The following is a 5,042-nucleotide window of genomic DNA, read 5'->3' as shown; positions in this document are numbered from 1 at the left end:
ACGTCAATATACTTACACACAGAAAATTATTTAGGATTGTTTATAAATATAGAAAATCATTTAGGATTGCTATAGTAAAATAAAAGAAAAAATTAGCTCCCATAATATGAATTACGAACAATTGCAAAAATCAACCCCCAAAGACTTTAAACGCTACTGTGGAGTACATCAAGAAACATTCAAAGAAATGGTAAAAATAGTCAAAGCGGAAAAAGTATTTCAAAAAAAATCAGGAAGACCAAGTAAATTGTGCGTAGAAGACCAAATCTTAATGACATTATCCTATTTGCGAGAATATCCTACTTTTTTTCATCTAGGAATTAAATGGGGTATTAATGAATCAAATGCTTATCGAATTGTAATTAGAACTGAGAAGGCTTTAATAAATTCCGGTTTATTTAATTTACCTGGCAAAAAGATTTTTTATCAAAGTAAAAATGAGATAGAAACTGTAGCGGTGGATGTATCAGAGCATGAAATAGAGCGTCCCCAAAAAAAGCAAAAGAAATATTATAGTGGCAAGCAAAAATATCATACAATAAAATCGCAAGTTTTAGCCAACCAAAAAACTGCCAAAATAATATGTACAGCTTTTAGTAACGGGAAAACCCATGATTTTAGTTTGTTTAAAAAAAGCCAGATAGGGATGAATCAAGAACTTGAATTGCTAGGTAATAAAGGTTATCAAGGAATCAAAAAGATTCATACTAATAGTAGAACACCGCTCAAAAAAACAAAAAACAAAAAACTGAGTCAAACCGAAAAATTTTTCAATCGGCAACTGGCAAAAGACAGAATTATCATTGAAAATATCCATCGAAGTTTAAATATATTTAGAATACTTTCATCAAGATATCGTAATCGAAGAAGACGCTTCGGATTAAGATTTAATTTGATCGCTGGTATTTATAATTATGAAGTTTCTTTGAAGACAAATTAGCCATCGCCTGAGACTTTCGCAAGAGGTCTAATGAAACAATCTTATGACCGGAGTCAAAGCCAAAAACCGTTACATATAGTCAGTGCATGGTCGGGGTCCCATCAATTAGTTTTAGGGCAAAAAAAAGTCAATAAGAAATCCAACGAAGTGACAGCGATTCCAGCTTTGTTAGAGCTGCTAGAAATTGAAAAAAGCATAATAACCATCGATGCTCGCTTGATGTCCGAAAGAAATAGCAGCGCTTATAATTAAGAAGAAAGAAGATTATATTTTAGCGCTAAAGGGAAATCAAAAACTTATTCATAAAGACGTAAAAAACTGGTTTGAATTAGCTCAAAAAGAAGATTTTGCTGGCAGAGAGCATAGCTATTATCAACAAATATAAGGAGGGCATCATCGAGTTGAAAAAAGACAAATTTGGACGGTAGCAGTCTCGGAGTTGCCACCTCTTCATAATAAATCATTATAAACTGGATTAAAAACGGTTGTTATGGTCGTCAGTGAAAGACGTTTGTGGAATAAAACTACCACAGAAGTTCGGTTTTATTTAAGTAGTTTAGCCAGTAATGCCGAGAATATTGCTCAAGCAATTCGCAGTCATTGGGGTATTGAAAATAGCTTACATTGGACACTGGATGTTACTTTTTCTGAAGACAATAGTCGCATTCGTAAAGAGCACTCTCCTGAAAATTTTGCTCTTCTACGTCGTTTAGCTGTCAATTTACTGAAACAGGAAAAAGAATTTAAAGGAAGTTTAAAAATGAAGCGATATCTGGCGGGAATGAATAATAATTATTTAGTTCAAATTTTAGTCTCTGCCAGATAACGCTCGAAAACTAAAACGGATTCCCGATCTACATTGATTCAGCTTTGAGAATTCAGAAGTTATTAAAGCTCGATTTTAAATGGGTTAATTGCATCAGATTTAAGAGTTATAAGAATGGTTTTTTCAGAGAAAAGCTAACGCAAAAATATGATTTTCTGTCAACTTAATTTAGATGCGTTTACCCTGATTCATCTGCCAAATCGTTTGTGTTTTCAATCTGTTATTATAAACGCCTAGAATTCAATAAGCATCTACTTTGTACCTTTATTCATAAGTTAGATTTAGACCGGGATTTGATTTTAAATCACCCTAACCTTCCTTCAGTCTTGTCTTATGGTACTTTGGCTGCTTAAAAACTGTCCGGACTATTGTGATTACTTATTGCCGTGTTGGTCAAACTTTATCAATTGCAATCGACCGCAGTCAATGGGGGCGCATTAATCTCTTTATGGTTAGCCTGATCTGGGAGCGAAGAGCAATTCCATTATACTGGTCACTGTTGCCCAAATTGGGAAACAGTAGCTTCGAGTCACAGACTACCAATTTACAGCAAGTTTTACCATTATTTTCAGAATATAAAGTCATCGTTTTAGGAGACCGTGAATTTTGTTCTGTCGATTTGGGAAACTGGTTGAGGGAAAAGGGTATATTTTTTTGTTTAAGAGTAAAAACTAATCATTGTATCGAAACGGAACATTTAGTTTGACAACGGTTAGATGAATTAGGAATAGTACCAGGCACCTCTTTATATTTTCAAGGTAAAAGAGTCAGAAAAACTCAGCCTGCTACTGGATTTGATGTTGCTTGTAAGTGGAAAAGAAACTACGGGGCATGGAAGGTTGATGAAGCGTGGTTTATTCTCACGAATTTAGGGTCATTTCCGGCAGCTATCGATGCTTACAAGCAACGGATGGGCATTGAAGAAATGTTTCGAGATTGTAAAACAGGAGGCTACGATATTGAATGAAATAGCTTAAAAACAGACCGACTTATCAACATGATTTTACTCATGAAACTCGCCTACAGTTCGGGAATATTTCAAGGCACTGAAATCAGGAAAAAGCAGGTGCAAAAATATGTATCTCGTCGCAAATAACCTAATAAAAAATATCGAAGACCGAGTACATTTGGTGTTGGTTTAGATGGAGAAAAGTGGGTCAATTATCTCGAACAATATTCTGACGAGGTAGAACTGTTAATGAAGTTAACTCCAAATAAACGGCGCTTTTATCAACAAGGTATGCGGGCCGCAACCCTTATACAGTCTATCTCGTAGACCTCTTTGTCACCCCCCCCAGTGAGGTGAGAACACTTTTAGCGGTTTAGAATTGGATGAGTTGTTCCTCGCCAAGGATGCTGAGGCTCGCTGTGGTATGATGGTGATTGATTTGACGAATGGGGCGATCGTTCACTGGTTGCGGTTTGAAGGAATTGTCACAAAACTCTATGATGTACAAGTGATTCCTCAAGTACAAAAGCCGATGGCGTTGGGTTTTCAGACTGACCAAATTGCTCAGTTAATTACTTTGGAACTTTAACCGCAGATGGTGGCGGATGTACGCGGATTAACGCAGATAAATGTTGACAGGATTTACCCACGGGGTGTGTGTGAGAGTATTTAAGCCGGATTTTGTCTTACTCAACAATTGCCCCATCTAAGCTTGTTTTTCTTAAGTCGGTTCTCGCTAAGTTTGCACCTCTTAAGTCAGCACCTGTTAAACAAACATTGCTTAAATCTGCATAACTCAGATCCGCACATTTCAGATTAGCATTGGATAAATTTGCTCCTGATAAATTCGCCCTCACAAGTTGCGATAGACTCAAGTTACAGCCACTCAAGTTTGCAGATTGCATCTGTGCTGCCATTAAGTTTGCTTTGCTTAAATTAGTGCCGCTGAGGTTAGCCAAATTCAATTTAGCATAACTCAAATCAATGCGTTCCAAGCAAAGTTCGCTCAATTGCGCGCATCGCAAGTTAGCATTAATAAAAAACCTGTCTCCAATCCCATAACGGCGCAGCAATTCCTCAACTTCCAGCCGAATTAAAACCGGTTCGCAAGTATTTTGGTAGCACCACGATGTCTCCAGTAAACTAGCGGCTGCTTCAATTGCGACCTTGTCGCATTTAGGGATCACAAAACTATTGCACCCATCCCACTCACCGTTGAGCATGAATGCCATCTCAGAAGCTGCTGCAATTGAGTCGCATAGCAAAACGGTTTCTGGTTTGGGTGGCAGCCAGTTCATTAAACCGATCGAGCTGTTGTTTTTCACTGTAGATTCAGGATTTGTGCGTCTTTCTTAATTATAGGTAAAAATATTGAATACAGTATGCACAAATTCGCTGCGGCTTCAGAGAATGAATTAATTGTGTTTGGTGCAGCCAGACCAGGATACGGCGATGCAGAAATTGCTCACTGGATTGAATTTATGCAGGGGCATAATATCAAGCAAGTTTGCTGCTTGCTTGCTCAGACCCAACTCATCCGCTATAGTGACTTACTGGGAACATATCGGAAAATATTTGGGTGCGATCGAGTTTGCTGGGCGCCGATCGCAGACTTTGAATTGGTCGATCGCGATATTTTAATCGATCGAATATTGCCGTTCTTGAAATCTGCAAATAGCAAAGGCGAACGGGCGGTAGTTCACTGTTCTGGGGGGATCGGACGTACAGGACAGGTTTTGGCTGCTTGGTTGGTCAGCGGGCGGGGGTTGTCTAACAAACAGGCGATCGCAGCAGTAAAAAAAACTGGCAGAAATCCCTATGAAGCAGCGATCGTAGCTTGTTTGAAAGGCCGAAACCCCTGGCTAGTCATTGAAGAACTTAATGCTCTGTTAGATGATTGTCGCCTTGCTGCGAGAAATGATACATAGCACTATACCAACTATATAGAGCCCATTTGACATCTTTTACGGTCTTGTGGTAGCGTGACCGTAAAAGCATTATCCAGCAGCACCCATGCGTTATTATAGTAGTCTAACGGATTCAGAATGGGAAACAATTGAACCCATACTACATGAGATATTGCCCAAAAAGAACCGAACTAGACCATGTACTGGACAAAAAGAGAAATCTTAGATGGAATCTTCTATCAACTAAAAAATGGCTGCAATTGGCAAGACTTACCCAAAGACTTGCCCCCCTATTCCACTGTATATTGGCATTACAAGCAGTGGCGAACACAGGGAGTAATAGAAGAGCTGATGAGGGTATTACATGAGCAAGTGCGTGAGCAGGTAAAAAAACAGCCAAATGGACTACATTGATGATTA

Annotated in this window: 6 protein-coding genes and 1 pseudogene; 6 read left to right on the top strand and 1 reads right to left on the bottom strand. The window is 38.4% G+C overall.

The window, feature by feature from the left end:
* The first annotated feature begins 106 nt into the window (after positions 1-106).
* The 4 genes and pseudogenes from QUA42_RS27330 to QUA42_RS27315 all read left to right on the top strand — a co-directional run.
* Entirely contained in the window at positions 107-940 is an 834-nt protein-coding gene (locus QUA42_RS27330) for an IS5 family transposase (RefSeq protein WP_333141786.1), read from the top strand.
* Between the two features lie 30 nt (positions 941-970).
* Entirely contained in the window at positions 971-1,192 is a 222-nt protein-coding gene (locus QUA42_RS27325) for an ISAs1 family transposase (RefSeq protein ID WP_333141784.1), read from the top strand.
* A gap of 238 nt (positions 1,193-1,430) precedes the next feature.
* Positions 1,431-1,766, top strand: coding sequence for an ISAs1 family transposase (locus QUA42_RS27320; RefSeq protein ID WP_333141782.1), 336 nt, complete (start codon positions 1,431-1,433; stop codon positions 1,764-1,766).
* A 1,316-nt stretch (positions 1,767-3,082) separates the two neighbouring features.
* A pseudogene (locus QUA42_RS27315) lies at positions 3,083-3,304 on the top strand (DUF4915 domain-containing protein); the annotation flags it as partial.
* A 97-nt stretch (positions 3,305-3,401) separates the two neighbouring features.
* Here QUA42_RS27315 and QUA42_RS27310 read toward each other — a convergent pair.
* Positions 3,402-4,040, bottom strand: coding sequence for a pentapeptide repeat-containing protein (locus QUA42_RS27310; RefSeq protein WP_333141780.1), 639 nt, complete (start codon positions 4,038-4,040; stop codon positions 3,402-3,404).
* Between the two features lie 57 nt (positions 4,041-4,097).
* Between QUA42_RS27310 and QUA42_RS27305 the strand changes: the two genes are divergently transcribed.
* Together QUA42_RS27305 and QUA42_RS27955 are read left to right on the top strand one after the other, a co-directional pair.
* Positions 4,098-4,643: a phosphatase domain-containing putative toxin gene (locus QUA42_RS27305; RefSeq protein ID WP_333141778.1), complete on the top strand. Its 546-nt coding sequence runs from the start codon at positions 4,098-4,100 to the stop codon at positions 4,641-4,643.
* 177 nt (positions 4,644-4,820) lie between these two features.
* Positions 4,821-5,036, top strand: coding sequence for a transposase (locus QUA42_RS27955; RefSeq protein WP_445301383.1), 216 nt, complete (start codon positions 4,821-4,823; stop codon positions 5,034-5,036).
* The last annotated feature ends 6 nt before the right edge of the window (positions 5,037-5,042 follow it).

This window comes from Microcoleus sp. Pol11C2, from assembly GCF_036701505.1.
Classification (GTDB): Bacteria; Cyanobacteriota; Cyanobacteriia; order Cyanobacteriales; family Microcoleaceae; genus Microcoleus.
The sequence above is the reverse complement of the archived record's forward strand: the minus strand, read 5'-3'. Positions and strand labels throughout refer to the sequence as shown.

Excerpts from the sequence above, each read along its gene's own strand:
- QUA42_RS27330 (WP_333141786.1), top strand. The coding sequence starts at position 107 with ATGAATTACGAACAATTGCAAAAATCAACCCCCAAAGACTTTAAACGC.
- QUA42_RS27325 (WP_333141784.1), top strand. The coding sequence starts at position 971 with ATGAAACAATCTTATGACCGGAGTCAAAGCCAAAAACCGTTACATATA.
- QUA42_RS27320 (WP_333141782.1), top strand. The coding sequence starts at position 1,431 with ATGGTCGTCAGTGAAAGACGTTTGTGGAATAAAACTACCACAGAAGTT.
- QUA42_RS27305 (WP_333141778.1), top strand. The coding sequence starts at position 4,098 with ATGCACAAATTCGCTGCGGCTTCAGAGAATGAATTAATTGTGTTTGGT.
- QUA42_RS27955 (WP_445301383.1), top strand. The coding sequence starts at position 4,821 with ATGTACTGGACAAAAAGAGAAATCTTAGATGGAATCTTCTATCAACTA.